Here is a 26,702-nt window from a genome sequence, read left to right as displayed (position 1 = left end):
ATAATCCCTGCTTTTGTTATGAAAAACAAGGATAAAAAAAGAACGTGCGTCTTCACAGCACGTTCTTCATTTGATTCACAGAATGATGCTCGACGACGACACCTTCTACCGGCACCGTCAGTACATCCACTTCACAATGCGGGAAATTTTGGGCAAGCTGCTTTTTCAGCGCTTCTCCCTTCCCTTTTTCCACTAAGGTCAAAATAGTCGGCCCAGCACCGCTTAATGCCGTTCCATAAGCGCCTTTTAATGAAGCAACGTGCTCCACCTTGGACAGCTCTGGGACAAGCATTGTGCGGTATGGCTGATGAAATAAATCTTTATTCATCATTTCCCCTACAAGCGGCCAGTTCTGCGTCATTAAGGCGGCGACAAGGACGTTACTCACTGCACTCGCACTCACTGCCTGTTTATAGGAAAAATCCTCTGGCAGGACATCACGGGCATCCTTTGTGAGCACTTCATAAAAAGGAATCACGACGACGACATCTACATCCACATGCTGTACTTTAACGGCATGTGTCTTGTCTTCTTCATGAAGACCGATGAGTAAACCACCGAATAAAGAGGCACCCGCATTATCTGGATGACCTTCTACCTCACTTGCAAAAAAGAGCTTCTGATCATCGGTCATCTTTAATTCAAGCAACTGATTGGCGAGCTCAATAGCGGCGACAATAGCAGCAGCGCTGCTGCCCAGCCCCCTTGCTAATGGAATATCACTCCACACTTTGACATGAACAGGCGGGAGTGTTTTTCCAAAGTCATCTGCGACCTTTTTAGCTGTTTGGTAGATCAGGTTATCGGTGCCTGATGGAATACCAGACACGACATCTGTTTCTGCTTCAAACAGCCAGCTATCATGGTCATAGACCGATAGCTTTAAATAGCGGCTGAGCGCCATTCCGACTGAGTCAAAGCCTGGTCCTAAGTTGGCAGTGCTTCCCGGTACTGTGATTGAAAAAAGCATGGAGGCGTTACTCATACGCGTGCGGCCTTTTCTAAATGTTCCAGAATTTGATCTTCATCTGCATCCAGCGTGACCGGTTTGATGTGTGAAATATCAATCGCCGTATTCGGATCTTTTAATCCGTTTCCTGTTAGTACAGCGACGACTTTACTGCCTGGCTTAATTTCTCCAGATTTCACTTGTTTGAGTACACCTGCAATTGATGCACAAGAGCCTGGCTCTGCAAACACACCTTCTTCACGTGCGATCAATTGATAGGCATGAAGAATTTCTTCATCTGTCACTTCATCAATTTTCCCGTTTGATTCATCTGCCGCTGCTACAGCTTGCTTCCAGCTTGCAGGGTTTCCGATGCGAATGGCTGTTGCGACTGTTTCTGGCTGCTCAATGACTTCATTTCTAACGATGGCTGCAGCTCCTTCTGCTTCAAAACCACGCATGACTGGTAGTCCCGTGCCTTTTTTCTCATGATATTCTTTGAAGCCTTTCCAGTACGCTGTAATATTCCCCGCATTTCCAACAGGAATCGCCAGTACGTCCGGTGCGGAGCCTAGCTGCTCACAGATTTCAAATGCCGCTGTTTTTTGTCCTTCAATTCGGTATGGATTGACGGAGTTAACAAGTGCAATCGGTGCTTTTTCACAGATGCTGCGGACAATTTTCAGCGCATCATCAAAGTTGCCGTCAATGGCAATAATCTCTGCTCCGTACATGACAGCCTGCGCCAGCTTACCGAAGGCAATTTTTCCATCTGGAATGATGACAATACATTTCATATCAGCGCGCGCCGCATAAGCTGCTGCTGCTGCAGACGTATTCCCTGTCGATGCACACATGATCGTATCATTGCCTTCTTCTTTTGCCTTTGCGACGGCCATGACCATCCCGCGATCCTTAAAAGAACCTGTAGGGTTGACGCCTTCTGTTTTCACATGAAGTTCAATCCCAAGCTTTTCAGATAGCTTTGCGAGATGAATCAGCGGTGTGTTTCCTTCATTTAATGTTAGTTTAGGTGTGTGTTCGTTTACTGGTAAGAATTCTTGAAATTCTTCAATGAGTCCATTCCACTTCATCAGCTTAAACCGTTCCCTTCTACTCGATATGTGCTCTTCACTTGAACCACCACGTCGAGATCGTTTAATGTTTGCAGGATATTTGAGAAATCTTCTTCTGATGTCTGATGTGTAATAATCACAATTTCAGCAAGCTCATCATGCCCTTTGACAGGAAGCTGAAGGATCTTTTCAAAGCTGATGCCTCTTTCAGAAAAAATCGATGTAATGCGGGAGAAAGCTCCGACTTGATCTCTCACATGTATTCTTAAAAATTGCTGAGCAAATACTTCGGATGATGATTTGATTTTCTTCTCAAATTGCGGTGCAATAAATCCACTGCCATTCACACCAAGACGCATGTTTTTCATAACAGCGACTAAATCTGAGACTACAGCTGTTGCCGTTGGCAGGCTGCCTGCTCCAGGTCCGTAAAACATCGTTTCTCCGACAGCACTTCCGTAAACATAGACAGCATTAAATTCATTGTTGACGGAAGATAACGGGTGATGATCAGGAAGTAAAGTTGGCTGTACGCTGACCTCCACTTTCTCTCCATCCCTTTGAGCAATTCCAATCAGCTTCATTGTATAGCCAAAACGTTTACTGAAATTAATGTCCTCGTCCGAGATGTCAGAGATGCCTTTCACTTTCACATCCTCTAAGTCTACATTCATGGAAAAGCCGAGTCTTGCCAGGATGGCCATCTTTCTTGCCGCATCCAGTCCTTCTACATCCGCCGTCGGATCTGCTTCTGCAAAGCCAAGATCCTGCGCTTCTTTTAATACATCTTCATACGCGCTTTTATCGACATTCATTTTTGTTAAAATAAAGTTCGTTGTCCCGTTCACGATTCCCATCATTTTTGTGATGCGGTCAGAGGCTAAACCTTCCTCTAGTGTACGCAAAATTGGAATCCCACCTGCGACACTCGCTTCATAGTAAAGGTCACAGCCGTTTTCTTTTGCTACATGTAAAAGCTCTGTGCCATATAGCGCCATTAAATCCTTATTGGCTGTAATGACATGCTTCTTCTCATTTAGTGCATCTATTAAATATTGTTTTGTCTCTTCAATGCCGCCCATCACTTCAATAATGACGTCGATCTCTGGATCTCGAATCACATCGTATACTTCAGTTGTGAAGACCTCTCTTGCCACATCCACATCTCTTTTTTTATCGGGATTGCTCACAAGCACTTTTTGTATTAATACCGGACAGCCGATCTGGTGCATTAATTTATCCTGATGATCTTGAATAATCTTAACGACACCGCTCCCCACTGTTCCTAATCCTAGTAGTCCAACTCGAATTGCCTTCACCTGAAATTCCACCTTTCTCCGTAAATGTCCTCTCTAAAAAGACATTTGTTAACCTAACACAGACATTCAATGTACACACATTATAAAGGGGTATCCTCATTTTGACAAGGTAATAAAATAAGAGAATATGAGAATGAAACCGCTTAACAGCTATTTATATCAAGATTCTATATTTTCAAAATATTTTTGTGAGAAAAGCTCCCGAAGCCGGGAAGCTTGAGATTACGCCTGAACTGGCGTTTTGGCTTGCTGATTTTGCAGGACAAGCGCAATATTTTCAGCACATAAATGCATCATGTTTTTTCTCGTTTCAACACTTGCACTTCCGATATGAGGAAGCACTGTCACATTTGGTAATGTCGTTAACGGGTGATCTGGGCTGACTGGTTCCTTGCTAAATACATCCAGACCTGCTCCTGCAATTTTTCCTGTCGTGACAGCATCATATAAAGCATCTTCATCTACCGTCTGCCCTCTGGAAACGTTGATGAAGTAAGCCGTGTTCTTCATCTGCTCAAATGCTTTCTTATTAAACATTTCTTTCGTTTCAGGCGTTAAAGGCGTCAAACAAACGATGAAATCAGACTGCGTAAGCAGCTCATCAAATGCGGCATAGGTCACACCTAGCTGCGCTTCTGCTTCTGGCTTTCTTGAACGATTATGATACAGAACATTCATATCAAAACCTTTTGCCCGCTTGGCCAGTGCGGTTCCAATACTGCCCATTCCGACAATCCCTAACGTTTTATGATGCACATCAGCACCGGCTAGAAGAAGCGGTCCCCAGCCTGTCCAGTTCCCATCCTTAATCCAATCACTCGCTTCGACAATTCGTCTTGCTGACGCCATCAAAAGCGCAAAGGCTAAATCAGCCGTCGATTCTGTTAAGACGTCCGGTGTATGACATACCGTGATCCCGTGCTTTTTAGCTGCCTTTAGATCAATATTGTCATAGCCGACCGCGAGATTCGCGACCACTTTTAGATTTGGAGCATTTGATAAAAGTGCCTCATCTACTTGATCTGACAGCATCGTGAGCAGCCCATCTGCTTGAGCCGCTTGTTTTTCTAACTCTTCTCTTGGACACGGCTCATCCTCGCTCGTCCACATATCAATATGAGCGACTTCTTTTAATGGTGTAAGTGTTGTTTCATCAAGCTTTCTTGTGATATAAACATAAGGTTTCGTCAAGAAGAACACTCCTTTGGTTGATTTCTTTAAGCATAACGAAAAACGCCTCAAGAGAAAAGAGACGTTTCGTCTGTTCACTGAAACTTCAAATCAGCGGATTGATGAATCCATCCAACAGGAGGAATGAGATGCCCACCGCTGCGCATAGCACTCAATTCTTGAAACACCTTGAGAAAATATTCGTAGCGGTTCGCATCATTTAAAACGTAATCTAATCGTTCTTCATAATAAGATTTTTCATTTTCTCCTGACATATAATAACCTTCGACAATTTCAAAATAATGAAGCGGAAACAGAAGACGGCTGTACAGCAGACGCTTTGAAAATGATGAAAGAGGCGTAACCTGCTCATATTGCTGCAAAAAGGAAAATCCCTCTTCAATTAAATCCTCCTTATGCTGGACAAAGGTTTCTCTTAAATATTCTGCGATGTCCCTTGTTGGATGATCAAATACCCAATCTACAGGTAAACGAAGCGGCTGCTCATGTGGCCAGGTCATACGTGAAAAGCGCTGATGACAAACAGTACCTGAATCACATTCTTTCGGTTCATCATCAAGCTCTGTATCCACTAAATATTGAATGGCATTTTCCGTTAATCCGAGATAATACGGAAAGGATTCAATAAATTTCTTTTCAAATCGTTCAAGTGGTTTTTGATGCATTTGCTGCATCCAAAAGCCTTCCAGCTGGTCTAACCGTTTTGCCCATAATTCCTTCCAAGCTCCGACACGTTTTGTTTCAGACACCTCATAAGGAAACCCTCTCCCCCTGACATGAAAGGCCGCCAGCTCTGATGCGTGCTGAAATGAGCGGCTTGTGACCCGCGGTGCTGCCTTTAATAGAGCGTACAGTTCTTTTCCATGGGTAAAAGTCGGTTTCTCTTCGTTTGTTAATTCAAACACGGCAACGTATGGGTCACCGTCATTCAGTAAATACTGACTGATATGATAAAGCTCTGTGAGTTCTTCTTCTCGCAAATGAGACACGGGAACAATGATGAAGAGAGCTTTCGCCGTTTGAAAGCTCTGATAACTGCCATATGGCATAAATTGACGCACATCAATACCAAATGTGTGATAAATGGTTTCTTTCATGATTTCACCTGCGTTCATAAAATCAGTCTCTTATCATATCGTAGTCGCAGGTTGAGGGATTTATGAATACTATTTACTATCCGAAGCTATTTCACACGTTGTGGACAAATTACGAGGATTGGGTGAGGAACATGCCGCATCATCATGAGATGAACGAAGTAGAAAAAACAGCAAGACGCCGTTTACAAGAACGAGGCGTAACCATTCAAGATATAGCAGACCTTGTCTTCTTTTTACAGGAAAAATATCATCCTGGCTTAGACATGACAGAGTGCATCCACAATGTGGAACGTGTCATCGCAAAACGTGAAGTCCAAAATGCCATCTTAACAGGCGTTGAACTAGATGTTCTCGCTGAGCAAAAAAAGCTGACAGAACCGCTGCAATCCATTCTTGAAACAGATGAAAGTCTATATGGTGTGGATGAAATTTTATCCTTTGCCATCGTTAATATTTATGGCTCCATCGGCTTTACGAATTACGGATATATCGATAAAGAAAAACCAGGGATTCTTGGGAAACTCAACGATAAATCCTCAGGCGAATGCCACACCTTTTTAGATGACATTGTCGGTGCTATTGCTGCGGCAGCATCAAGTAGACTGGCACATAGTGCAAGAAATGCAGAATAAAACACAAAAGAGGACGTGCGTCTGACGCTTGTCCTCTTTTCATTAAGATAATCGTTCAATCCACTCAGATAATGAATCAATGACATAGGTTGGCTGTTTGTCATATTTCTGAAGCAGCTCTTTTGTCGTGACGCCTGTATGGACAAGCAGTGTATCCATCCCTGCATTCATCCCTGCCATAATATCGGTATCATAGTTATCGCCCACCATGAGCGCCTCTGACACATCTGTCCCGAGCACCCGCATGGCCTGTTCCATAATGATAGACTCTGGCTTCCCGATAAATGTTGGCTGCACTGTTGTCGTAACCGTCAGCACAGATGTTAACGATCCATTTCCAGGTAACAGCCCTCTTTCTGTCGGAATGGCAATATCTCCATTTGTTGAAACAAATTGTGCACCTTGACGGATCGCAATGGCTCCTACCGCTAGTTTTTCATATGTAATACTGCGGTCTATTCCAACGACAACGAAATCAGCGTCTTCTTGACCAAACGACAGTCCTTTTTCTTCGATGGCCTGCTGAATGCCTTCTTCTCCGATCACATACACCGAGGCATCTTTCTTTTGTTCTGCGATATAGTTTGCCGTCGCCATACTGGTTGTAAAGACTTGTTCTTCCGTTGCTGGAATATCGAATGAAACCAGTTTTTCTGCTACTTGCTTCGGCGTGCGTGAAGAGTTATTCGTGACAAACAAATAAGGGATGTTCAACTCATTTAACTTGTGAACAAATTGCCCCGCCTCTTCGATCTTTTCTGTTCCTTTATACATCGTCCCGTCTAAATCAATTAAATAGCCTTTGTATTTCATGCTGCATACAACTCCAATGGTTTATTTAAACGCTGATACTGGTCCAAGCTCCTGCTCCAAGTAAGTGCGAATTCGATTCGGGAAGACTTGCAGCGCCTGTTCTACCTCACTGATGACCTGCAACAAATCGTGATGAACCACTTCTTGGTATTGCTGAACAAGTGTTTTACGGCACGAGACCAGTTTTTTCAGGTGAGTGCCTTCTTCTGTTGGTACAACTTTTTCGTCCACAAGAATATCCATGATGTCGTCATAGCTTCCTGGGTCCCGCATGATAAAGCCGTCAATCATATCATTTCCTGTATCAAGAATACATTCGACGAGCAAATGAACAATTCGTTCCAGCGCTTTTTTTTCTAAAGGGCTTGACCATGTTTGATGACTGCGCATCAAATTATATTGCTCCTCAAAAAAACGTAATGTCTCTTCAATCTTCTTTCTGTCTACGAAATACATCATGACGCTCCCCTTTGCGTTATTTTCTAATCCGCTTTAAGACAAAATAGGCACAGCCAAAATTACAGTATTCATAAATGTATTCATCGAGTGTACTGATTTTTGTATCGAATGTGGCCTTTTGGTTTTGGTCATCAAAGAACCCCTTCAGCCTAAGCTGGTTATAGCCCCAATCCCCCACAATATAATCATACTTATTTAAAATATCTGAGTACCTTGCTTTAAACGCTTCCTCATCAAAGCCGTCTTTGATTTCTCTGACAAGATCAAAGGTAGCATTCTGAATGACGATCATCTTCTCACCTCTTTTTAAACGATCCACCTTTAATGATAATTCATTGGAACAACTCCATCAATTGCTAAAGCATGTTTTTTCCGATTTAGCCGAAGCTAAAGAAAAAAGGAGGTCACATTTATGATGAAACAACTGACAGCCACTATTCTCCTATGCATGCTTTTAGGCGGGTGCGGCTTTCAATCCGGCATGAACCGGCAAGTGGATGAAGATTCTTCCAGTAAGACAATTCGCCTGTCTGATCGTCATGAAGGAAATAATTCCAACATGCCAGAAGCAGATACGAATCGAGCAGGCTATGTTCGTTATCAGCGCCAGCAAGTAACCGATCAGAAGGAAAGAACCCCTGCTTTAAATCGTGAGCATCTTGCCCACGTGATTACAAGTTTAGCCATTCAGCTGCCAAATATAAAGGATGCAGCAACACTTGTCACAGACGAGGATGCCCTCATTGTGTATCGAACAGGCAACAAAAAACGAGATGAATCAGCCGATCAAGTGAAAAAAACAGCGGTTTCTGTTCTCCCTCGTTATTATCATGTGTACGTCTCTGATAACCCAGAGCACTTTCAATCCATTGCCAATTTTTCACGTCTTCAAACCAACTCACGTGATTTTGATCAAATTTTAACGAAAACGATTCAACAAATGAAATACTCTCCTCAAGGCGGAGATATTTCAACGAAAGAAGATGCCAATGGCATGACGAATTCCGATCGGACCATGAGACGAAACGCACCTTACGGCCAAAATTAATACGAGAAAAAACGCCAGAGAGCTCTGGCGTTTTCTTTGTTATGCTTGCGCCTGACGCTTCTTAGACGCTTCGTTTACTTGTTCGTCTGCATGATAAGAAGAACGGACAAGCGGTCCAGCTTCACAGTGGCTAAAGCCTTTTGACATGGCAATTTCCTTCAGCTCTGCAAACTCATCTGGATGGTAGTATTTTTGCACTTTCAAATGCTTTTTCGAAGGCTGTAAATACTGACCAATTGCCATGATGTCGACGTTATTGGCAAGAAGATCATCCATGACTTCAATGATTTCTTCCTTCGTTTCACCAAGTCCAATCATAATGCTTGATTTCGTTGGAATGTCAGGCTGCATTTCTTTTGCACGACGCAAGAATTCCAATGAACGATCGTATGTAGCCCGTGCACGAACTCTTGGTGTTAACCTGCGAACTGTTTCAATATTGTGATTTAAAATATCAGGGCGTGTATCCATTAACGTTTTCAAATTATCATAATTGCCACCCATGTCTGAAGGGAGAACTTCAATTGTTGTGAATGGACTTTTTCTTCTAATGGCACGAACAGTTTCAGCAAATACGCCTGCTCCGCCATCTTTTTGATCATCCCTTGCAACCGCTGTTATCACAGCGTGCTTTAAATTCATCAAAGCCACTGAATCTGCCACGCGTTCTGGCTCTTGCAAGTCTAACTCAGTAGGAAGTCCGGTTTTCACCGCACAGAAACGGCATGCGCGCGTACAAACAGATCCGAGGATCATAAATGTAGCAGTTCTTCTCACTGCCCAGCATTCGTGAATATTCGGACATTTCGCTTCCTCACAAACGGTATGCAGGTTGTTTTCCCGCATCATTTTTTTCAAACCGGTATAGTTTTCATTCGTATTCAGCTTAATTTTAAGCCAGTCCGGTTTTCTTACGTGCTCTTCCTTCTTTGCCAATTCCATCATCTCCATATGAATTCGTTAAAGGTGCATATACAATCATCTTCCTGCTATATACGATGGATGCAGCTGTTGCCGCAAAAAAATGAATCTTCGGCCTAAGGCCTTTTCTTTAGACACTTTAACATAGTACAGATTGAACAACAAGGGAATGAGCTGCAAAAATACCCAAAAGCCTCCTAAAATAACAGAAGAAAATTACTAACATTTTCTTCTTATGAAATAACGTGATCAAACCACACTAAACGGTAGAAGGTATGTTCGAAGAAAGGAGATGGACGTTTGTGAAGGTGGTTTTAGCGATCATCATCGCTCTTTCAATGATTCCCGCATCAGTCCATGCACAAGGGGCAAACAAGCAGCCCGATGAATTAAAACAGCGAATGGCACTGTATGAAAAGATCGCCATCACCACACAGGTCCCGTGGTATGTACTTGCTGCGGTTGATCAGTATGAACACAATATACGCAAAAGCAGAAGAGATTTACCAAAACAAACAGGTGTGATTGGCATCTACATTCCCCGGGAAATGTGGATGGGACCAGAAAATCCCAATAAGCAGGATACCTCTCCATTAAGCATTAAAGTGTTCGACGGTATTGGGCTTGATGGTAATGGGGATGGAAAAGCGGAAATCGATAACGATGAAGATGTCCTGTTCACGTTTGCTCAATACTTGCTCCATTACGGCAGCAGCATCGATCAATTAAAAATTGCGCTGTGGGATTATTACGGACGCGATCAAACCGTTGGAATCATTTCATCTTTTATGAAGCTCTATAAGCATTACGGCCATCTTGACCTTGGAAAGCATGCATTTCCTCTTCCGGTTGGCGCTGACTACAGCTACAGGAGTACATGGGGTGATGCGAGAGGCTTTGGAGGCAGAAGAATTCATGAGGGCACTGATCTTTTTGCTCATTACGGTCTTCCTGTTCGTGCGACATCGTACGGCGTGATTGAAATGAAAGGCTGGAATCGCTTTGGCGGCTGGCGGATCGGCATTCGAGATATTCACAATCATTATCATTATTTTGCCCACTTAAATGGCTTTGCAAAAGGACTCAAAGCTGGGCAGATTGTAGAACCTGGTCAAGTCATCGGATCAGTCGGAAGCTCCGGTTACGGTCCACCTGGCACAGCAGGAAAATTCCCGCCGCACCTTCATTACGGCATGTATAAAGACAATGGACGAACTGAATGGTCGTTTGATCCTTATCCTCATTTAAGGGCATGGGAAAGAGCCGAGCGGAAACGTCGATAAATAAAAGGAGAAGTTTAGCGATACCGCTTGCTTCTCCTTTTGATATGTATCAACATTTCCCCGGTCATCACTTGTCTACTGTTACTGCTTATGCTTCTCTTTCAATCCTAAAACTAAAAAAAGAATACCCATGAGGAAAAAAAGGAGATACACAACTGTTACTTCAAGTGGAATCATGTCAAACATCCCTCTAAATAAGTCGACACTCAAACTGTCACTCCCAGCTAATAATATCGATGCTGACATATACTTAGCACTAAATACAATGGCAAATACCAAAAAACAAAACCCGCTTACATGAATTTTCTTCATATCAATCAAATCCTCCTCTCACTTTCATAACAGACGATCGTGAAAAATCAGTCTTCAGGATAGCTTCCACTATTCAGAAAAGGAAAACAATGAACATTTATCATGGCACGTGATCCGTATGGAATCAAGTGGTTAATTAGGATAAGATGAACAGATCACATGAAAAAAAGTCTAAGCATGGCAGCCAATGAAAGATTACTTCACAAAGAGTTAGGGGGTTGTTTTTTGAAAAGAGGAATGACTTTTACCATTCCAAATGAATACGGAGTCTTCCTTGGAGAAGTGCTAAAACCGATCGACATCACCAAATTCAGCTGGCGAATCGATACCGAAGACTCGAATATACTGTTGATGGCCAAAAAGATGAAGAACTTTTTCCTGAAGGTAAAACAGAAATGGACGGTATAGAACTCAAACACCTCATTGAAAACAAGACGTATTATATGATTTTCGCCGATTTACAAGCATATCCAAAAGGGACATTGACTCATATTAAGACCTATGAAGAATTTATTGAAAGCCAATGCGAGCTTGTTCTTTTAGTGGCCGATTGCTCCTATGTCACGATCTATTGCAAAAATAAGGGAACACTCGAATGGCTATACAAGAATGCAGTTGAATGTGGATTTGAAGACGTGACCTATATCACCGATGAAAATGATGCAAGGACAAGACTGTCTGTTTCGTAACAATAAAACGTGCATCACAAAAACACTATATGCAATCACAGCATATGAAAAAAACAGCCCAATTCGTCCATTGGGCTGTTATTCTTTCTTCTCCTTTTTTTCTGGCAGAACAATCGATGGAGCGCCTGAATTTGTTCCGCTGCCATTATAATAATCTGGGACATCTCCTTGAACGGCTTGAATGGAGACAGGCACGGAGTTTTTGACGACGATGGTTTCTGAGGCGAATGGGATGATGACTCTCACCTTCACCTCAATGAGCACACTAATATCAATCAAGGCATTGTTGATGCCATAAGGCTTAATGTTTTTTTCAACGTCCGTATGCGGGTCACCAATGACACTGAATCGTACAGGCACTTTTGGTCCTAGGTTGGCGATAAGTGCATTTCCGGACGCTTGCCCAAGCGGAATGTTATATATAATGCCGTCATGTCCATCTGTTTGATCCTTTAATGCTTCTTTTGCCTCTTTTTGAAAATTCCCCTTTTCAATGTCCTCTAGATTTTTTTGAAGGTGACGTGACAGGTCAGCCATTGCTTTCGATGTTGCTTGCGCATTGAAGTCGATAGTTGTCACTTTTCCGTTCTCACTGGTATTCATCACAACCATATCCTTCATATTCTCCTGATCATCTGCAAAATCCTGAACAGAATATTGGATAAGATGATTGGCGATTCGTTCTGTTTCTAGCTCAGCAATGTGAATCAACGTTGGTTTAATGGAACGATTGATGAAGAATAGGCTAATGACAGTTGAGAGCACAAAAAATAATATGGCAAGCAGCATGACATAACGAAATGGCAGAGGGCCCTTTTTATAGGGGCGATAACGGCGGTTCAATCTCAATAAAAAATCCCCCCTTCTCCATTACAAGTGTATGCAGACAGGCGGGGGGATAGGAATCATCTGTTCATTTTATTTCACCATTTTTAATAATGCATCTCTTCCAATTGTGCCAGCATGAATGCCGAGCGACTCAGCGGCATATGTCACAGATTCTAAAGGTGCATCTAGCAATTGCTCGATGGTTCTTACACCGACTGCTCTTCCTGCGATGATTCCTCTATCTGCAAGCTTTTCATTTAGGAGCCCGACATCAAGTGCACCGCACATAATATAACCATGCTCATTTGTCACTGCCATGAAATTGGTCTTTGGCAGTTTGACGGTGACGGCTGTAAAGGAATGGCCATCAATTGTAATAGGTGTTAAATTCACCATATCCCTTCACTCCCTTCAACACAATCTATGTGAAGGGAGGGCAAGTGTTGTTAGGCTGGAGCGGATTTCACTTTGCATCCTTCAATCGCCAGCTCAGGACATCACGTAAAAATTCCGGCATAAAATATTCAATGTGTTCATGGTCACGTATATGAGGAAAAAGAGAGCCAAGTGTATACATATCCACTGTGCCAACTGTATAGGACACGTCCTCTTGGATCAGCTCGCCGTTTACATAGACCTCTTTTACTCGTTTGGCTTCGCCCTCTTCTAATGAATAAGTCAAACCGCTGTATAGCATTTTCCCCATCAGTTCGCCTCTAAAGCCAAAGCCTTTGATGCGTAGCTGTTCCATTTTTTCTTCACAGCCACGAGACACTGTTTCGACCAATTGCTTCCCAGTAAGTGTCACCCTGATTGGATTAATGGGATGCGGGCATATCCGGTGAATGTCTTCTCTTGTGACGATGCCAGCCTCTAATGAATCAAGCACCATCCCAGCATTCATCATGCCGATATCTGCCTCGCACCATTCTTTAATGGCATCTGTTAAAAGTTGCGGAAGCTGAGAGTCATCAAACCACTTTGTTTCGAGCTTTGATTTAATGGATGTCACTTTTTCCTGCATGAGTGACTTCGCTCGTCTTTCTGCTTTCTGTAAAGTCGTGATCGCTTCATCGGATTCACTGATCAGCTGGTCCACTGATTGCACCGTCGCTTTTTTCTCGATGAGCTCGCTACTCGCTGTGTCAATGGTCAGCTCGACACAGCCAATATAATGCCCATACTTTTCAGCACATGCAAGAAGAACGCCATTATCCATCTCGCCCTGTTCTAAAAGATGATGCGTATGTGAGCCTAAGATGATGTCGATTTCTGGGAAGTCATGGGCTACCTCTCGATCATGGATGATGCCTAGATGGGAAAGAAGAACAATGACATCGGCTTGTCCTTTCACTTCTTGTAGCATCTCCCGTATGCTCTCAAATGGGTCTGTAATGTCCCAGCCCAGCTTTTCATAGACAGGTGTATACGCAATGGTCACCCCTAAGACGGCGATCTTCAGTCCATTTTTCAACGTGATCACTTCATAAGGCTTTGCCCACGATGGTCTTTTGCCTTTTTCAAATAAATTAGATAAAATCACCGGGAATTGCGCGTCTTTGTACAATTGGTCGAGCTGCTCATGAGGCAACGTAATGCCTTCATTATTACCAATTGTGACTCCATCATAGCCAAGCTGATTGAGAAGTTTGACATTCACTTTTCCATAATCCGCTTCTGATACAAGGTTTACTCGATCCATATGATCGCCAATATCAAATAAGAGCATCTGATCGTGAACTTGACGCTTTTCTTCAATATAAGCTGCGATTTTTGGCCAGTTTTCAAAGTGGCTGTGCAAGTCGTTTGTATGATATAACCATAGCTTCTGCAGCATGTTGATCTCTCCCTCAAGTTGTCACTGAACCGTCTCGTTCAAATTGAAAGCCACAGCTCTCGTTTAACTAAATAAATCTAACTGCTTCGGGGATAAGCTTGAATACGTCAAATCCAGCAAATCAATCATTTGCTGGCCATTCGCTGCCGCATCTCCGCCTGAGTTATTATTAAATACGACATATACATCTTTCGATTGTTGATGCAGGATGTCGAGGTTCTTTTTCCATTCCTTTAGTTCAGCTTCATTATATAAATATAAGTAACGAACTTCACGCCAGTTCTCATGATCTGCCGGGTGAAGCCAACCTTGTTTATTTCTTCCGTGGAAACGGACCAATGTTTTGTCACGGTGTGTGGCTTTTATGACTGGCGGTATAGACCCTTCTCCGACTTGCGGTTCATCACAGACGGAATGAATCCACCCTTCTTTCTCCATAAAGGATAAGGTTTGTTCATAAAACTCGTCTGAAAACCAAGTTCGGTTTCGGAATTCGAGTGCACAAGGAATGTCCCCCATCTTCTCCTTACACCATCTTAAATAGTGGACGTGCTCCTTTTTGCAATCAAACCATGGTGGAAATTGAAACAGAACCATCGCCAGTTTCCCTGCTCGAATGAGAGGATTCAGTGAAAGAATAAAGGCATCAAACATTTCTTCCTTTGAAGCAAACGGGATCTCGCCTCTTTGATGCCCGGTCATTCCTTGATATGCTTTCACAACAAATTGAAAGGCGTCTGGCGTATCTTTTATCCATTTTTCATGGTTCCGCTCAGGCTGAACAGCATAAAAGCTTGCATCCAGTTCCACAATGGGAAACGTTGATGCGTAGTGAAACAGCTTTTGAGAGCTGCCGATTCTCGGCGGGTACAGACTGTCATGATCTCCCCAGCCAGTTAATCCGATATAAATCATCTATCTCACCTCTTGCCACTTGCTTGTCTAAACGGATTTTCCCATTGAAAGTCTTTGTTTCTTGGGATACCCATCTTTCTGAAAGAAATTCTTCTGTCTACAACATATCATATTTACCCATTTTTCTGAATGAAGATGACTGATGTGACGTGATTTTGCCCTGCCATCTTTTTTGTGATATTACATCACAACTTTCTATCTAAATTGAATGGAGCTGATAACATAAAATTGATATCAGAGACTTTGACAGCGATTGTCCATTTTTTTATTCATCTTCACCAAAGGCTTCAGCTCTAAAAAAAGGAGAATGAGTGGATATGAACATTGTCGATCATCATGTTGAAGCATTGCAAAAAGTGGCCCAAAGAATTCATCAGCCTGTCTATTTGATCAATCAGTATGGACGTATTCTTTTCACCTCACCCCAAGGTATGACAAATCCAGATTGGATACAAATGCTCCGCTTGTTTCACAGTACGCAGCAGCATTATTTTTCTATGGTTCATTCAAAAGAAAGCGTTTCTGTTTTTCCTATCTATATAAACGAACAAGCTTATGATTATTTAGTCGTTCCCGCCTTCATTCATCCTCAAGACGACATGGGGCTGCATTTGATAATTGAACAAGCTGTACATGCCATGTCCATTTCACGCATCAAACAACATGCCATCAAGCAATCGACAGAGCGAGCCAAAAATGAATGGTTTCGCAAATGGGTGGAGGGCACGATTTCCTCAGAACAAGATGTTGCCTGTCTGGCACGCATGTTTGGATTAAACACAACGATTCCCTATTTATGTATCGTCTGTCAACTTGATCAGAGCAGTCATTTCACTTGTTTCCTTAAGCAGCAAACCCTTGTAGATGATGTGTTTGCTTTACTTGAAAGCACCCTTTCGCACTGTCCATTTCCCGCCTTTCTTTTTGTCAAAGGAGATATCGGCATCTTCCTTATAGAAGAGACTGGCGGCTGGCAGGCAATGAACAAATCGATCTGCTCTTTTTTAAAACAAATGCAGATCCTTATTAAACAGCATGTGAATGCCACCATTTCCTTTGGTGTAAGCTTAAGCGGTTATCTCATCACCGATCTGCCAAAAGGATTCAGTGAAGCTGCCCATGCTCTGCAATCAGGCCAGCTCTCATTACGAGCTGAATATATTCAGTTCTATCAAGCAAAAGATGTGTCAGATTTACTGAAGCTCATCCCATCAAAAGATTTAACAACATTCTATGAGCGGTACCTCCACCCATTATATGAACAATCACAAGTCGATCCGAACCTTCTCCACACCTTATCTGTTTATATCGAAACACATTGCCATATTTCAGAAACAGCCAAACGTTTATCTGTTCATCGCAACACCGTGATATATCGAATGGAGAAATGTGAAGAACTGCTCCAGATCAGCCTAAAAGATCCTGACGCAACATTGCGCTTGCGATTAGCTTTGCGGATTCAAAAGCACCTTTCACCCGATTCCAATTGAATCTTTTTTTCTTACGCCTCATATATTTTGGAGGAGAAGTGTGAATGACAAGGAGTGGTGTCAAATGGATGATGAGATTCGTCACATCCCGCAACCGATTCGAGACGATGGGGCCGGCGCAACCGATTTAGGCCCGCGAGACGTTCTGCGCGATATGGAGAACCTAGATATGTTCGTTCCCCCTAAAACGGATGCGGGGACGATTCCTAATTTAAAATTTTCATATTCTGATACACATATGCACTTGAATCATGGCGGCTGGTCGAGGGAAATTACCGAGCGAGAGCTGCCTGTTTCAACAACGATTGCTGGTGTGAACATGCGGCTTACGCGCGGAGGTGTTCGTGAGCTTCATTGGCATAAGCAGGCGGAATGGGCATATATGATTTTAGGCAAAGCCCGGATCACATCTGTAGATGCAGAAGGACGGAATATGATCGCTGATGTAGAAGAAGGAGACTTGTGGTATTTCCCGCCCGGTATTCCGCACTCCATTCAAGGTCTTGAGGATGGCTGTGAGTTTCTCCTTGTGTTTGATGATGGTGCTTTTTCTGAATTTGATACGTTCACCATCACAGACTGGTTTGCTCATACACCAAAAGACATTCTTTCTGCTAATTTCGGCGTGCCAATCAAGCTGTTTGACCGCATTCCACATAAACAGCGCTATATGTTTCAAGGCTCTTAACCGGCATCCATTGAAAGCCAAACAGTCTCTGATCCATACGGCGGCATCAAACCGCCATTTACCCACCAGCTCCTTCGTCAAAAACCAATCGTGACCTCTGGTGGAACCGTGCGAATCGTCGACTCACGCAATTTTCCAGTATCTAAAACCATTGCTGCTGCACTTGTGGAGGTAAAACCTGGCGGGATGAGAGAAATGCACTGGCACCCGAATAATGATGAGTGGCAATACTATTTAACCGGTACAGCCAAAATGACGGTTTTTGGAGCAGGCGGGACAGCTCGCACCTTTAATTACAGAGCAGGTGATGTTGGTTATGTTCCTTTCGGGATGGGGCATTACATACAAAATATCGGGCAAACGAGCCTTTGGTTTCTAGAAATGTTTAAAAGCGATCGATTTGCTGATATTTCATTGAACCAATGGATGGCCTTAACCCCTCCTCAATTAGTGAAGGAGCATTTGCATGTAGACGATGCATTGATTCATGCGCTGCATAAAGAAAAATCACCAGTCGTGAAGTATGAGCGATGACGAAAAAAACCGATCCATTTGTGCTGATCGGTTTTTTCTATGCTGTCTTTACGATACGGCATGGGAATGTTGCTGCGCTTTTTTCGCCCATAAAATAGAAGCAATGAAACTCATACAAAGCACCAGCGTTCCAAACATAAATGGCAGCTCAATATTCACATCAAATAAAATACCCGCAAGACTTGGCCCGACGATATTCGCAAGGCTCATAAAGGAGGTATTGAGGCCGCCTGCTACCCCCTGCTGATTCCCTGCCATTTTAGATAGTAATGTATTGAGGGCTGGGCGAACAAACGAGGTGGCCGATAAAAACAAAATGGAGCCCGTAAAAATCAGCCAAAAGGAAGGGGCAAAGCGGCAGGCGATCAGCATAAACGCCGCAGCTAAAAGGGCATACCGGACGACACGCATTTCGCCAAATCGTTTCACAAAGGTATTCACTAAAGCACCTTGAACGATGACACCCGCAAGTCCAGCTACCGTAATGACAAATGCAATATCCTTCGGTGTAAAGCCATGTTTTTGGTCCACATATAAGCCAAAGATCGATTCAAAATGAATGATTCCGAAATTCAAAACAAAGGCCAAGATAAACAAAAAACCGTATGGTGTTTTTAAAGCCTGAATCATCTGCGTAAAAGGATTGAAATGAAGCTCTTTATTCAATCGTGCTTCTTCCTGCTTTTCCTTTGTTAAAGTTTCAGGTAAGAACAAGAAAGACAACAGCGTCGACAGGGCTGCAAAGGAACCAGCGATGAGGAAAGGAAAAGCAATCCCAAACTCAACCAAATAACCCCCAACACCCGGTCCAATGACAAAGCCTAACGTCATTGCTGCACTAAATAGCCCCATTCCTTTCCCTCGATCCTTCTCACTTGTGATATCAGCGATGTATGCAAACATGGCGGGCATGAGTAAAGCTCCGGCAGCACCACCAAAAAACCGAGACACAAACAGCATCCAAAGCTGATCCGCAAATGCAAAAATAAACTGGGCAATCGTAAAGCCGGCAATCCCAGCAATAATCAATTTTCTGCGTCCAAATCGATCAGTCAGCGCTCCAGCGACGGGTGATAAAGCAAATTGTGTGAGGCCAGTTGCAGCAACGAGGAAACCAAGTGTTTTCCCAGTTGCGCCAAAGGCTTCAATATAACTTGGCATGACAGGAACGATCAGACCAAATCCAAGCATGGCAATAAAAATATTGAGCATCAAAATGTACAATCTGCCCATTTTTTTCATATTAAAACCTCTTTCTTCAAAATAAATGAAAATGATGACAAAAATGATAAGAACTTCTTCAGTATAGCGATATCGCTCTCTATAAGTCTAGTTTTTCAAAAAACAGCGTTTTTTCCCAAATAAAAAATACCCGCTGGTGGCGAGTATTTTGAGAATCCCTTTTTTATTCAGCTTGTTCATAGATGGAAAGAGCCGCCTGTAACCCAGCGCCACAATTGATGGCTGCGCCGTATTTCATCAAGATGGCTTCAAGGCCTGCTAAAACAAATAGAATATTTTCCTTTCGGCAGCTATAGCCCATTGAGCCAATTCTCCATATCCGTCCTGCAAGAGGCCCAAATGAACTCGCAATTTCAATTCCAAAATGATGAAGAAGATCAGCCCGGACCGTTTCTCCGTCGATATCACTTGGAATGACGATACACGTCACGACCGGCATTTTGCAGTCTGGATCACCAAATAATTCAAGCCCCATCGCTTCAAGTCCTGCCATTAAAGCCTTTTCATGAAACAAGTGGCGCTGAAAACGTTCCTCCAGACCTTCCTCTAGCACAAGTCGAACCCCTTCTCTCAGTGCATAAAGCATCGTTGTCGCTTCTGTATGATGATTTAACCGCCTCGGGCTCCAATAATCTTGCAGCTGGCTTAGATCAAAGTAATTGCTTTTGATTGGAGAAATGTCTACCTGTTTTTGCAGTTCGTCCTGTGTTGCAATCCCTTTTTCTACTTTCTTTCTCGATTGTACGACGTCAGCCACTCGTTCATTATATGTGATCGGTGACATCCCTGATGGAACAGACAAGCATTTCTGCGAGCCCCCAATTGCCGCATCGATTTTCCATTCGTCTACCTTGACCTCGACACCACCAATTGTCGCCACAGCGTCTACAATAAAAAGCGCATCAAGCGCTCGGCATGCTTCACCAATTTTCTCAAGCGGCTGTAATCTTCCGGTAGATGTTTCACCATGAACCATCGCAACAATTTTCGGCTTGACTTGATACATCTCTGCGATGATGTCGTCTTGCTTAAAAACCGTTCCCCATTCACATTCCATTGTATGTACCTCAGCACCATAGCGCTGTCCAATTTCAATCAGCAAATGACCGAAGCGTCCAAAGACCGGAACAAGCATCACATCTCCGGGCTCGATCACACTGGCAAGCACAGCTTCAAGTCCTGAGCGCGACGTTCCATCAATTGGATAAGCCCATTCATTTTCTGTTTGAAAAAGTGATCGTAATAAGGTCATCGTTTCATTCATGATCTCTGTAAATGCAGGATCAAATTGACCAAGAATTGGTGTACTCATCACTCGAAGGACTCTCGGATCTACTTCGACAGGTCCTGGTGTCATAATGGTTCTAGTAGGTGTGTGTAGTTCTTTCACGTTATCCATCCTCTCCCTTGCTGTGTCCATCCTTATATGCCCACTTATACAGCAATGCTGATAAAATAGCAATCTCTTTTCTTACGAATTGGTTACATAAAATTTACGATAAATCCATTTATTTCTTTATGGCAATATGATAGAACTAAAGAGTATACATTCCCTATGAAGGAGGAAATAGAATGAAAAGATCTTTATTTGGAACTGTGGCCGCCGGAATTATGATTTTCGGTACATTTGCCGCTCCGCTGCCTCCCGCTGCAAATGCTCAAGGCTTTACTCTGAATGAACCGAGTCAAACCATCACCTTTTCCCCGTTACAGCTACAAACCGAAACATCTGCTCAACATGCGAAAACAACTGCTTCAAGTCAAATTGATTCCTATTACCAATCTGCTGCTGGCAAATCTGGGCCTGCTCTTAAGAAAGCATTACACGATATTATTGATGATCATACGCAGCTATCCTACAGCCAGGTTTGGGATGCATTAAAGAAAACGGATGAAGATCCAAAAAATCCAAGCAATGTGCTCTTGCTCTATAGCGGTATCTCCAGGTCAAAGCAAGCAAATGGAGGAAACGTGGGACAGTGGAACCGGGAGCATGTGTGGGCTAAATCTCACGGCAATTTTGGGACGAGCCAGGGACCTGGTACAGATCTCCATCACCTTCGGGCAACAGACGTACAAACGAATAGCACACGAGGAAATTTAGATTTTGATATAGGCGGAAATGAATACAAGGGAGCGCCGGGCAACTTCTACGACAGCGACTCATTTGAACCTCATAGCCGGGTGAAAGGAGATGTAGCAAGAATGCTCTTTTATATGGCCGTCCGATATGAAGGCGATGACCACTTCCCAGATTTAGAATTGAACAACAAAGTGAATAATGGAAGCGCCCCTCTCCACGGCAAAATGTCTGTCCTATTGAAATGGCACAAGCAAGATCCAGTCGATCAAATCGAACGGAATCGTAACGAAATCATCTATCAAACGTACCAGCACAATCGCAATCCTTTTATTGATCACCCTGAATGGGTAAGCGATATTTGGGAATAAAAAAGAGAGGCACTGCTATGAACAAGCAGTGCCTTTCTTTTTTTCAAGCGGACAGACGAGACAATAATCAAGACTTTCCGATTTCTTCTCAAGCTTATAATACATACAGCAAGTCTTTCGATTTGATGTGTCTAGCAAACTTTCATCTAAATTTAAGCTGTGCTGAAAAGGATTTTGCTTCACTCCGAAAAGATCACCCGATGCCTTCTTCAGAAACAAATAATCCTCCCGTACGCGCTCTTTCATTTTAGGCTCTTCCGTTTCTCGCATCATGCTACGGTAAAGAGAATTGATACGTACCGCTACATTTTCCCATAAAATTGAATACGGAAGTCTTGAAGTACGTTTCAATACATCTAAAAGAGGTGTGACACACTGCGTAAATAGCATGCGGACGACCTGCTCTCTCCACTCATGACGATCTCCTTCTAACTGAACATATGAACAGAGCGTTTCATCTAGCTCAATTTTACGATCTTCTCTAAAGACACACGCCTCTGGTGAAAACCGATAGATGCTGTCATACATCGTCATCAAGTACAAAGTAGAACTAACAGCTAAATAGGCATAGCGTTTTGAAAACATGGACGCCGCCACTGCTATATTCGGTGCATGCATCGCTTCCTTTTCAGCTTCTAATAAACGTCTGATAGATGCTTCTGAAAAAAGCGCAGCCAGTGTGCGATCAGATGTCATTGGTCCATTTGTGATGTGTACCCCGAAATCAAGTAATTCTCTCTCAACCCACTCTGGCTTCATATCAAAACCCCCATCTTTCGTTTAACGATTTCGTTGTTGATATAACAAATAAATAAAGAACGGTGCACCAATTGCCGCCGTAAAAACACCTGCCGGGACATCTAACGGGAGAAAAGCCGTTCTCGCAACTAAGTCTGCCAGCATCACGAGAATACTTCCAACAAGCGCAGATGCTGGAACAAGCGCAATAAAGGAACGACCGATGATCATCCGTGCCACATGTGGCGCCATCAGTCCGACAAATTCAATACCACCTGCGAATGCAACGGCAATACCGGCTAATGTCACACTCATCAGTAGAAAGAATAACCGCTTCGCCTGAACCTTGACCCCGAGACCTGTTGCAAGATCATCTCCAAGCTCCTTCACATTCATCGTTCTTGCCAGCACCATGACAATCGGTAAAATAATTAATACCCAAGGAAGCATTGCGATGACGTCCTTCATTGTAGAACCATATAAACTGCCCGTCAGCCAGATGTATGACTTGGTCGTGGTCATCGTATCGCTGAGCACAAGAGTAAACGTCACACACGCCTTCATAATGGCGGAAATCCCAATCCCCATCAAGACGAGCGTGATCGGCTTGACGCCTTTTTTCCATGAAAGCAAATAAATGAGGCATGATACCGCAAAAGCGCCTGCAATGGCCCACAACGACTGATAAGCAATAGGCACAGTGCCCATCCAAAAGACGATGAACATAATGGCGCCAAACGACGCACCGCTCGTAATTCCTATGATGTCAGGCGATGCAAGCGGATTTCGAATGAGACCTTGTAAAATAAGCCCCGATACCGCAAGTGCCGCTCCCACTAAAACCGCAAGCAGGGTCCTTGGAATCCTCAACGTATTTAATACAAACGTATTTCCCTCGCCTTGTCCGAAGATATGCAGCAGCACATCAGTAGGCGGAATAAAGCGGCTGCCCATACAAAGGCTCAGAATAAATAAACCAAAGGCAACGCCTGTCAATAATAGTAAAATCAAAAACGTCCGCTTTGAAAATTGAAATGAAATGCGCCCGCCCTTTGAACGCACTGTATATGTTTTAGCCACCTGTCTTCAACCCCTTGCGCACGAGATAAACAAATAGAGGCGCTCCTGCAATTGCCGTCATGACACCAATCGGTACTTCCTGCGGCATGATCAGAAAACGAGCGGCAAGATCTGCGACAAGTAAAAGCGACGCCCCTACAACGGCACAATACGGCAGTACCCAGCGGTGGTCAGGTCCAACAAGCTTTTTCACAATATGCGGCACAAGAAAACCAACAAATCCAATGGATCCTGCGACAGCGACGGAACCTCCTGCTAAAAAGACGACAAGTACCCCCATCGTCATCTTCAAAAGCAACGTACGCTGGCCAAGCCCTTTCGCAATATCATCACCCGATAAAAGGACATTGATCGAGCGGCCAAGAAGCAGCGCCACCACAGTCGCCCCAAGAATATAAGGCAGCACAGGCAGCAGCATATCTATACTTCTTCCTGACACTGAACCAGCCATCCAGAACAGGATGCTTTGAATGGACTGTTCATTCACGATTAAAAGTCCTTGAGTAAAGGACGCAAACAGAGCAGATATCGCAGCACCTGCGAGTACAATTTTGACCGGTGTCAGTCCGTCTCTTCCAATGGAGCCTAGAAGAAAGACAAGCATACCTGCAATGGCAGCGCCTAAAAAGGCCGTCCACATATATCCTGTTAACGACTCGGTAGAAAAGAAAACAATCGAAATCACAATAAAAAAGAGTCCACCTGCATTAATACCTAAAAGATCTGGTGCAGCCAGCGGATTTCTCGTCAATGCCTGCATGAGTGCACCTGAAATCGCTAGACTTGATCCAACAACCGTCGCAATTAAAGCTCTTGATAATCTGGATGTCATGACAATCACACTGTTTGGATCTGACTCATCAAACTGAAGAAACGCATGGATGGTGGCTTTGAGGGAAATTGAGGTTTGCCCAAGAGAAATACTGAGCATAAAAAAGACCAACATCAACACGATGAATCCAGCAAATAGCAGTGCCTTGCTCGAATCCTTTTTTAATAAACTTCTCATCTGATTCCCGCTTTCAATCTGTTATGGAAAAAGGAGAAAATGGTTTTTCACATTTTCTCCTCTGCTACACTTATTTATCAAGCCCTAGACGATCATAAATATCATCAAGCATCATGTTTGCAGCGGTGATACCGCCAGCCATGTTCCAAGTGATTTCATCAACTTTATGCACTTGTTTCGCTTTCACTGCATCAAGCTGCTTCCATAAAGGATGACTTGTCCACTCTTTATATGCTTTTTCAACTGCTTTATCCTGATCATCCATGAAGTAATAGATCACATCTGCATCCATTTGTGGAATGCTCTCTTTGTCTGTAAGTGTAATGATATCTTGCTTTTTATCTTTGACATTTTTAGGACCTTCAAAGCCTAGCTCTGTTAAAATTGAACCTGCAAACCCAGTTTGATAGATTCTTGCATGATCTGCACGGAAGTTCACCACAGACACACTCATTGGCCAGTTTTTAATGTCTTTCTTTGCTTTTTCTTTGAAGTCAGCGACGCGGTCATCCCACTTCGTCAGCAATTCTTTTGATTTGTCTTGCTTGTTTAACGCTTCACCCATTAAATTCACTGTGTCTTTAAAAGTGAACACTGTTTCTGTTGCAACAGTTGGAGCGATTTCTTTCAGCTGATCAAAAATTTGCTCGTGACGGATTTTTGATGCAATGATCAAATCTGGCTTCAGCTTTTCAATTTCTTCTAAGTTTGGTTGTGTTTCCTGCCCAACAATTTTGACACCCTTTAAATCATCTCTTAAATATTTATACGTAGGTGCTTCAAGCCAAGATTCTACAACACCCACTGGTTTAATGCCCATAGCGACGGCTGCATCTGTTGCTCCTTGATACAACGTCACCACACGTTTAGGCGATCCTTTAATTTCAGTTGAACCGATAGCGCTTTCAACGGTTCTTGTTTTCTCATTACTATCTGACTTGCCTTCACTGCTATTACTGCCACAAGCCGCAAGTAATACGATGGAGAGCACAACTAATAGCGACCAAAAAGATTTTTTGAACATGTACCTCACCTATCCATTCTATATGTAGTCATATCGTTTGATAACGATTCTCATTATCACACTATGATTTTATCATAGAAAAGGATGGTGTCAATGTAAATTTTTAAGAAAAAGGTAGAGTGTTGACTAGTTGTTCAGGTTAATTGGAACTTTTCCACATTTGGATGGTACGCCCAATCTTTTTTCCCGATTCTAGTAAAATGGACAAATGAGTATGGTTTTCTATCACTTGGTAAACAGATTGATTTTTCACCTGCTGATTTGGAAGCGCCAGATATGGATGAAATTTGTCTACGTCGTATAACTCATCCTCGCTTCCAACAAACATGCCATAAGGCTGGTCCAGCCTTGCAAATTGTTTTTGAGGTGCAGATGGCGTTAAGGCAAGAGACATATTGATGGTAATGCCTGTTAAAAGAAGTGGATCTTGTGCAATCACCCATGCTGGGTAGTGAAATCGTACAGCTTCTGAATGCCCCATCAGCCTTCCTTTTGTCATCGCAGATAGCATGAATTTCCAAACTTGAACTGTGGCAAAAGGGACTTGATTAGACTTCGCTGTGTCAGATTTGTAGCCAAATTCAGGAGCAATAAAAAAGTAACCGTCTACTTTTCTTTTTTCATCCCAAGATAGATATTGAAGCAGCAATCCAGCTCCAGAGGAATGACCACAAAGATAAAGTGCTCCTTCGTGCTGCTGTTTGATGACATCCACAACTTGCGAAATATCTTGCCACACGTCAGTGACTTTGGGTGTATCCCCCTTCTTTCCTTCAGAATATCCGTGGCCTCTCAAATCCAGCAAAAACACATTCACGTGAAAATCATGTTGCAATGTATAGGCGATATGCTCATAACCAGCCAAGCTGTGAGCGCCTCCACCATGAATGATGATCACATTGGTCTGCGTGTTTGTTTCTGATAAAAACGGATAATAAGCAAGACGTATGCCGTCATGTGATTGAATGAACTGTCTATCTGGAATAGCTACAGGAGCTGCTTCCTGCATACTTGTAAATGAGAACGGTTCTGTTTCGTTCATAATTAACTTTTGATCCTCCAATTAGACACGAGAAT

Annotated in this window: 26 protein-coding genes and 2 pseudogenes; 7 read left to right on the top strand and 21 right to left on the bottom strand. The window is 43.1% G+C overall.

Going from position 1 to position 26,702, the window contains the following annotated elements; translation table 11 throughout:
* Window positions 1-52: 52 nt before the first annotated feature.
* From thrB to yutH, 5 genes are all read right to left on the bottom strand, one after another.
* Entirely contained in the window at window positions 53-985 is a 933-nt protein-coding gene (gene thrB / locus MHH23_RS05500) for a homoserine kinase (RefSeq protein ID WP_007500423.1), read from the bottom strand.
* On the bottom strand, window positions 982-2,043 hold the full coding sequence (thrC, locus tag MHH23_RS05495; protein WP_048002236.1) for a threonine synthase: 1,062 nt from the start codon (window positions 2,041-2,043) through the stop codon (window positions 982-984). The genes thrB and thrC overlap by 4 nt, the downstream gene beginning before the upstream one ends.
* Complete coding sequence (locus tag MHH23_RS05490) at window positions 2,043-3,344, bottom strand: homoserine dehydrogenase (RefSeq protein ID WP_024719752.1); 1,302 nt, start codon at window positions 3,342-3,344, stop codon at window positions 2,043-2,045. The genes thrC and MHH23_RS05490 overlap by 1 nt, the downstream gene beginning before the upstream one ends.
* 222 nt (window positions 3,345-3,566) lie before the next feature.
* Entirely contained in the window at window positions 3,567-4,535 is a 969-nt protein-coding gene (locus MHH23_RS05485; protein ID WP_079920602.1) for a 2-hydroxyacid dehydrogenase, read from the bottom strand.
* Window positions 4,536-4,609: 74 nt separating this feature from the next.
* Window positions 4,610-5,650 carry a spore coat putative kinase YutH gene (gene yutH / locus MHH23_RS05480; protein ID WP_035389301.1) on the bottom strand — a complete coding sequence of 347 codons (1,041 nt, stop codon included), beginning with the start codon at window positions 5,648-5,650 and terminating at the stop codon, window positions 4,610-4,612.
* A gap of 113 nt (window positions 5,651-5,763) precedes the next feature.
* Between yutH and MHH23_RS05475 the strand changes: the two genes are divergently transcribed.
* A complete protein-coding gene (locus MHH23_RS05475; RefSeq protein WP_024719755.1) occupies window positions 5,764-6,264 on the top strand; it encodes a phosphatidylglycerophosphatase A family protein in 501 nt (166 codons plus the stop codon).
* A 42-nt stretch (window positions 6,265-6,306) separates the two neighbouring features.
* Here the strand turns inward: MHH23_RS05475 and MHH23_RS05470 are convergent, their stop codons facing one another.
* The 3 genes from MHH23_RS05470 to MHH23_RS05460 are packed head-to-tail and all read right to left on the bottom strand — an operon-like array spanning window position 6,307 to window position 7,828.
* Window positions 6,307-7,077, bottom strand: a complete 771-nt coding sequence (locus MHH23_RS05470) for a TIGR01457 family HAD-type hydrolase (protein WP_259253411.1) — start codon at window positions 7,075-7,077, stop codon at window positions 6,307-6,309.
* A gap of 21 nt (window positions 7,078-7,098) precedes the next feature.
* Window positions 7,099-7,533: a DUF86 domain-containing protein gene (locus MHH23_RS05465; RefSeq protein ID WP_017367989.1), complete on the bottom strand. Its 435-nt coding sequence runs from the start codon at window positions 7,531-7,533 to the stop codon at window positions 7,099-7,101.
* 19 nt (window positions 7,534-7,552) lie between these two features.
* A complete protein-coding gene (locus MHH23_RS05460) occupies window positions 7,553-7,828 on the bottom strand; it encodes a YutD family protein (RefSeq protein ID WP_008346837.1) in 276 nt (91 codons plus the stop codon).
* A gap of 120 nt (window positions 7,829-7,948) precedes the next feature.
* On the opposite strand from MHH23_RS05460, the gene MHH23_RS05455 reads away from it, so the two are divergent.
* Window positions 7,949-8,584, top strand: a complete 636-nt coding sequence (locus tag MHH23_RS05455; RefSeq protein ID WP_259253412.1) for a YhcN/YlaJ family sporulation lipoprotein — start codon at window positions 7,949-7,951, stop codon at window positions 8,582-8,584.
* A gap of 39 nt (window positions 8,585-8,623) precedes the next feature.
* Here MHH23_RS05455 and lipA read toward each other — a convergent pair whose 3' ends face one another.
* Window positions 8,624-9,520: a lipoyl synthase gene (lipA, locus tag MHH23_RS05450; RefSeq protein ID WP_008360456.1), complete on the bottom strand. Its 897-nt coding sequence runs from the start codon at window positions 9,518-9,520 to the stop codon at window positions 8,624-8,626.
* Window positions 9,521-9,843: 323 nt separating this feature from the next.
* Between lipA and MHH23_RS05445 the strand changes: the two genes are divergently transcribed.
* On the top strand, window positions 9,844-10,788 hold the full coding sequence (locus tag MHH23_RS05445; protein WP_226650614.1) for a M23 family metallopeptidase: 945 nt from the start codon (window positions 9,844-9,846) through the stop codon (window positions 10,786-10,788).
* Window positions 10,789-10,869: 81 nt separating this feature from the next.
* On the opposite strand, the gene MHH23_RS05440 is transcribed toward MHH23_RS05445, so the two are convergent.
* Complete coding sequence (locus tag MHH23_RS05440) at window positions 10,870-11,100, bottom strand: hypothetical protein (protein WP_259253413.1); 231 nt, start codon at window positions 11,098-11,100, stop codon at window positions 10,870-10,872.
* A gap of 159 nt (window positions 11,101-11,259) precedes the next feature.
* Here MHH23_RS05440 and MHH23_RS05435 point away from each other — a divergent pair.
* A pseudogene (locus MHH23_RS05435) lies at window positions 11,260-11,789 on the top strand (DUF2691 family protein).
* Between the two features lie 78 nt (window positions 11,790-11,867).
* On the opposite strand, the gene yunB reads toward MHH23_RS05435, so the two are convergent.
* From yunB to MHH23_RS05415, 4 genes are all read right to left on the bottom strand, one after another.
* Window positions 11,868-12,638: a sporulation protein YunB gene (yunB, locus tag MHH23_RS05430; protein ID WP_007500406.1), complete on the bottom strand. Its 771-nt coding sequence runs from the start codon at window positions 12,636-12,638 to the stop codon at window positions 11,868-11,870.
* Window positions 12,639-12,707: 69 nt separating this feature from the next.
* Window positions 12,708-13,013 carry a YunC family protein gene (locus MHH23_RS05425; RefSeq protein WP_007500404.1) on the bottom strand — a complete coding sequence of 102 codons (306 nt, stop codon included), beginning with the start codon at window positions 13,011-13,013 and terminating at the stop codon, window positions 12,708-12,710.
* A gap of 67 nt (window positions 13,014-13,080) precedes the next feature.
* Window positions 13,081-14,454, bottom strand: coding sequence for a bifunctional metallophosphatase/5'-nucleotidase (locus MHH23_RS05420; protein ID WP_056702661.1), 1,374 nt, complete (start codon window positions 14,452-14,454; stop codon window positions 13,081-13,083).
* Between the two features lie 63 nt (window positions 14,455-14,517).
* Complete coding sequence (locus tag MHH23_RS05415; protein ID WP_144665922.1) at window positions 14,518-15,369, bottom strand: DUF72 domain-containing protein; 852 nt, start codon at window positions 15,367-15,369, stop codon at window positions 14,518-14,520.
* A 317-nt stretch (window positions 15,370-15,686) separates the two neighbouring features.
* On the opposite strand from MHH23_RS05415, the gene MHH23_RS05410 reads away from it, so the two are divergent.
* Entirely contained in the window at window positions 15,687-16,859 is a 1,173-nt protein-coding gene (locus MHH23_RS05410) for a PucR family transcriptional regulator (RefSeq protein ID WP_340959046.1), read from the top strand.
* A 64-nt stretch (window positions 16,860-16,923) separates the two neighbouring features.
* A pseudogene (locus tag MHH23_RS05405) lies at window positions 16,924-18,081 on the top strand (oxalate decarboxylase family bicupin).
* A 48-nt stretch (window positions 18,082-18,129) separates the two neighbouring features.
* Here the strand turns inward: MHH23_RS05405 and MHH23_RS05400 are convergent.
* Entirely contained in the window at window positions 18,130-19,323 is a 1,194-nt protein-coding gene (locus tag MHH23_RS05400; protein WP_008346860.1) for an MFS transporter, read from the bottom strand.
* 163 nt (window positions 19,324-19,486) lie between these two features.
* On the bottom strand, window positions 19,487-20,722 hold the full coding sequence (locus MHH23_RS05395; protein WP_340959044.1) for a pyridoxal-phosphate-dependent aminotransferase family protein: 1,236 nt from the start codon (window positions 20,720-20,722) through the stop codon (window positions 19,487-19,489).
* Between the two features lie 173 nt (window positions 20,723-20,895).
* Here MHH23_RS05395 and MHH23_RS05390 point away from each other — a divergent pair, with 173 nt between their 5' ends.
* Window positions 20,896-21,774 (top strand): endonuclease I family protein, encoded by an 879-nt coding sequence (locus MHH23_RS05390; RefSeq protein ID WP_035701278.1) that lies wholly within the window; start codon window positions 20,896-20,898, stop codon window positions 21,772-21,774.
* Window positions 21,775-21,789: 15 nt separating this feature from the next.
* Here the strand turns inward: MHH23_RS05390 and MHH23_RS05385 are convergent, their stop codons facing one another.
* The 5 genes from MHH23_RS05385 to MHH23_RS05365 all read right to left on the bottom strand — a co-directional run bounded on the left by MHH23_RS05385 (window position 21,790) and on the right by MHH23_RS05365 (window position 26,667).
* Window positions 21,790-22,533 (bottom strand): IucA/IucC family C-terminal-domain containing protein, encoded by a 744-nt coding sequence (locus tag MHH23_RS05385; protein ID WP_340959043.1) that lies wholly within the window; start codon window positions 22,531-22,533, stop codon window positions 21,790-21,792.
* Window positions 22,534-22,554: 21 nt separating this feature from the next.
* Window positions 22,555-23,592, bottom strand: a complete 1,038-nt coding sequence (locus MHH23_RS05380) for a FecCD family ABC transporter permease (protein ID WP_039168968.1) — start codon at window positions 23,590-23,592, stop codon at window positions 22,555-22,557.
* Window positions 23,585-24,601 carry a FecCD family ABC transporter permease gene (locus tag MHH23_RS05375; RefSeq protein WP_008346988.1) on the bottom strand — a complete coding sequence of 339 codons (1,017 nt, stop codon included), beginning with the start codon at window positions 24,599-24,601 and terminating at the stop codon, window positions 23,585-23,587. Before MHH23_RS05375 ends, MHH23_RS05380 begins: the two co-directional genes overlap by 8 nt.
* 70 nt (window positions 24,602-24,671) lie before the next feature.
* Complete coding sequence (locus MHH23_RS05370) at window positions 24,672-25,625, bottom strand: ABC transporter substrate-binding protein (protein WP_007500381.1); 954 nt, start codon at window positions 25,623-25,625, stop codon at window positions 24,672-24,674.
* 139 nt (window positions 25,626-25,764) lie between these two features.
* A complete protein-coding gene (locus MHH23_RS05365; RefSeq protein ID WP_340959041.1) occupies window positions 25,765-26,667 on the bottom strand; it encodes an alpha/beta hydrolase in 903 nt (300 codons plus the stop codon).
* Between the last annotated feature and the right edge of the window lie 35 nt (window positions 26,668-26,702).

This window comes from Bacillus sp. FSL K6-3458, assembly GCF_038005045.1.
GTDB lineage: Bacteria > Bacillota > Bacilli > Bacillales > Bacillaceae > Bacillus > Bacillus altitudinis.
This window is presented reverse-complemented; position numbering and strand designations above follow the sequence as displayed.

Coding starts and splice junctions, on each gene's coding strand:
- thrB (WP_007500423.1), bottom strand. CDS start 985: ATGAGTAACGCCTCCATGCTTTTTTCAATCACAGTACCGGGAAGCACT.
- thrC (WP_048002236.1), bottom strand. CDS start 2,043: ATGAAGTGGAATGGACTCATTGAAGAATTTCAAGAATTCTTACCAGTA.
- yutH (WP_035389301.1), bottom strand. CDS start 5,650: ATGAACGCAGGTGAAATCATGAAAGAAACCATTTATCACACATTTGGT.
- MHH23_RS05475 (WP_024719755.1), top strand. CDS start 5,764: ATGCCGCATCATCATGAGATGAACGAAGTAGAAAAAACAGCAAGACGC.
- MHH23_RS05470 (WP_259253411.1), bottom strand. CDS start 7,077: ATGAAATACAAAGGCTATTTAATTGATTTAGACGGGACGATGTATAAA.
- MHH23_RS05465 (WP_017367989.1), bottom strand. CDS start 7,533: ATGTATTTCGTAGACAGAAAGAAGATTGAAGAGACATTACGTTTTTTT.
- MHH23_RS05460 (WP_008346837.1), bottom strand. CDS start 7,828: ATGATCGTCATTCAGAATGCTACCTTTGATCTTGTCAGAGAAATCAAA.
- MHH23_RS05455 (WP_259253412.1), top strand. CDS start 7,949: ATGATGAAACAACTGACAGCCACTATTCTCCTATGCATGCTTTTAGGC.
- MHH23_RS05445 (WP_226650614.1), top strand. CDS start 9,844: ATGATTCCCGCATCAGTCCATGCACAAGGGGCAAACAAGCAGCCCGAT.
- MHH23_RS05440 (WP_259253413.1), bottom strand. CDS start 11,100: ATGAAGAAAATTCATGTAAGCGGGTTTTGTTTTTTGGTATTTGCCATT.
- MHH23_RS05425 (WP_007500404.1), bottom strand. CDS start 13,013: ATGGTGAATTTAACACCTATTACAATTGATGGCCATTCCTTTACAGCC.
- MHH23_RS05420 (WP_056702661.1), bottom strand. CDS start 14,454: ATGCTGCAGAAGCTATGGTTATATCATACAAACGACTTGCACAGCCAC.
- MHH23_RS05415 (WP_144665922.1), bottom strand. CDS start 15,369: ATGATTTATATCGGATTAACTGGCTGGGGAGATCATGACAGTCTGTAC.
- MHH23_RS05410 (WP_340959046.1), top strand. CDS start 15,687: ATGAACATTGTCGATCATCATGTTGAAGCATTGCAAAAAGTGGCCCAA.
- MHH23_RS05400 (WP_008346860.1), bottom strand. CDS start 19,323: ATGAAAAAAATGGGCAGATTGTACATTTTGATGCTCAATATTTTTATT.
- MHH23_RS05395 (WP_340959044.1), bottom strand. CDS start 20,722: ATGGATAACGTGAAAGAACTACACACACCTACTAGAACCATTATGACA.
- MHH23_RS05390 (WP_035701278.1), top strand. CDS start 20,896: ATGAAAAGATCTTTATTTGGAACTGTGGCCGCCGGAATTATGATTTTC.
- MHH23_RS05385 (WP_340959043.1), bottom strand. CDS start 22,533: ATGAAGCCAGAGTGGGTTGAGAGAGAATTACTTGATTTCGGGGTACAC.
- MHH23_RS05375 (WP_008346988.1), bottom strand. CDS start 24,601: ATGAGAAGTTTATTAAAAAAGGATTCGAGCAAGGCACTGCTATTTGCT.
- MHH23_RS05370 (WP_007500381.1), bottom strand. CDS start 25,625: ATGTTCAAAAAATCTTTTTGGTCGCTATTAGTTGTGCTCTCCATCGTA.
- MHH23_RS05365 (WP_340959041.1), bottom strand. CDS start 26,667: ATGAACGAAACAGAACCGTTCTCATTTACAAGTATGCAGGAAGCAGCT.